This is a genomic window from Sporichthyaceae bacterium (assembly GCA_036493475.1).
Classification (GTDB): Bacteria; Actinomycetota; Actinomycetes; order Sporichthyales; family Sporichthyaceae; genus DASQPJ01.
Map to the genome: position 1 here is coordinate 1 of DASXPS010000061.1, position 2053 is coordinate 2053.

Genomic DNA, 2053 nt, shown 5'->3' on the forward strand with positions numbered 1-2053 from the left:
CTGGGAGAGACGGTTACCAAGGGCACCGTCGGGAGCTGGCTGAAGCAGGCCAGGGACACGGTGGCCTTTGACGACCCGCTGTTCGAGGTGTCGACCGACAAGGTCGACTCCGAGATTCCCAGTCCCTACGACGGTGTGATCGTCGAGATCCTGGTCGGCGCGGGTGAGACCGTGCCGGTCGGCACGCCGCTTGTGCGGATCGGCGGGCCGGGGGGGCCACCCCGGCGGTGTCCGGAGCGGCGAGGCTGCCTTCGGCGGCGCACGGGGTGGCCGCTGCGGGCGGTCCCGCGCTCGATGATCCGGCGAGCCCGTCCATGGGCGGGTCAGAGGGGATGGCCGGGGAGGACCCTGGTAACGGCGTCCCGGTGGGCGTGGTGCACGACATCACTATGCCCAAGCTGGGTGAGACGGTTACTGAAGGCACCGTCGGGAGCTGGCTCAAGCAGGTCGGCGACACGGTGGCGTTCGACGACCCGCTCTATGAGGTGAGCACCGATAAGGTCGACTCGGAGATCCCGAGCCCGTATGACGGGGTGCTGCTGGAGATCCTCGTCGCCAATGGTGGAACCGCACCGGTCGGTGCGGTGCTGGCCCGCATCGGCGAGCCCGGTGCGGCGGGTGGATCGGTGCCGGGAGGCGGCGATCTGGTGGTCGGCGGCTCGGATCCCGCCACCGTCGGTGCCCTCACCGGTCGGGGTGGCGCGCCCTCCGTTGCACCAGCTGCCACGTCGGCTGATCGCGGCGGTGGGACGCTTTCCCCGCTGGTTCGTCGTCTGCTCGTCGAGGCGGGGTTGGATTCCGCGCAGATCAAGGGGACGGGTGCCGGCGGACGGATCCGGCGCGAGGTACTGGAGCGGGCCGTCGCGGCCGGCGCAGAACTGTTGCCCCGCGCTCATTCTGCCGATGACGCCGTCATCGAAAATGCCGATGTGAATCGGTAGGTCGATCGGCAGGGTGGCGTCGTGATCGGCCCGGTGACGCCGTGCGTACCCGTGATGGTCGGCGCAGTGACGACTGTCGGTGGACATGGTGGTGCCCGAGGGAATGCCCCAATTACATGATCATCGGCGGGGCGAGCAGGTAGCCGTAGCTGAACGCGCCGATCAGCGCCCACGCCGAGACGGTCAGCCCGAAACGCTCGCGGTAGCGCAGAGCGGCACCGGCGAGCAGGTTCAGCGCCTGCGCCAGCAACGTCGGCGGCGGTGACGACACCACGGTCGACGGTGGTGTCGGCAGTGGTGTTGCCAGTGGCGCGAGGAGTGACTCCCGGTCGATGAGCGCGCAGCGGTCCACGGCCTGCCGGTAGAGCCACTGGGCGTGCCGCTCGGGTGCGCGGCGCAGCCAGCGGCGCACGGTCGAGACCGGCCGGTCCAGGCTGGCCGCGATGCCGCGATGACCCGCCCCGGTCGCGGCCTTGGCCGCCAGGGCGTTCCCGATGACCTCGGTGCTGTCGGCCCGTCGGCTGATCAGCTGCCCGGGCAGCAGGACCTGGGTGGCGCGGCAGTCAGCACAGCGGGCCCGTCGCGGGGTGACGCGCAGCCGTGCGGAGCCCAGGCCGCGCACGGTGCGGGTGCGGGCGTGCCCGTACGGGCGCAACCTGCCTCGGCAGTGCGGGCAGCGCATATCGCCATCGCGCAGGCTCGACTCGGCCCGCTGCAGGCACGCCACCACGATCACCGACAAGGACTCCGTTCACGCCGGGCACGATTTCCTACCACACCCCGGCTCGGGGAGGGGCCAGTTCGTGTGGCAGCGCCTCGGTTGCGGCGCCGCTCGCCGGCAGGGTGCCGACCACGCAGAGCCGCGGCAATGCGCCGACGCAATCCGGGTCGACACGCCGCCCGCGCGCGGCCGCGACGGTTGCCCGTCACGGTGACGGCGCCGACCACACCCACTCCCGGCCCGGCCGCATCAGCATCGACCGTGACGAACGGTCAGCAATTGCTCGTCAACCAGAGTGGTGCTCAACATCGAGGGGTCCCGACGACGTCCCGACCGGCGAATTCTGCCTAAAGGTAAGGAGTACCGATGTCGAGCGTCGGGTGCCCGCCCG

General features: G+C 71.0%; 3 protein-coding genes. 2 read left to right on the forward strand and 1 reads right to left on the reverse strand.

Features of this window, described 5'->3' with window-relative positions; translation table 11 throughout:
• Positions 1-60: 60 nt before the first annotated feature.
• Both VGJ14_06945 and VGJ14_06950 read left to right on the forward strand, forming a co-directional pair.
• Positions 61-489: a biotin/lipoyl-containing protein gene (locus VGJ14_06945; GenBank protein ID HEY2832145.1), complete on the forward strand. Its 429-nt coding sequence runs from the start codon at positions 61-63 to the stop codon at positions 487-489.
• On the forward strand, positions 372-941 hold the full coding sequence (locus tag VGJ14_06950; protein HEY2832146.1) for a biotin/lipoyl-containing protein: 570 nt from the start codon (positions 372-374) through the stop codon (positions 939-941). Before VGJ14_06945 ends, VGJ14_06950 begins: the two co-directional genes overlap by 118 nt.
• Positions 942-1053: 112 nt before the next feature.
• On the opposite strand, the gene VGJ14_06955 is transcribed toward VGJ14_06950, so the two are convergent.
• A complete protein-coding gene (locus VGJ14_06955) occupies positions 1054-1677 on the reverse strand; it encodes a DUF6431 domain-containing protein (GenBank protein HEY2832147.1) in 624 nt (207 codons plus the stop codon).
• Positions 1678-2053 lie beyond the last annotated feature (376 nt).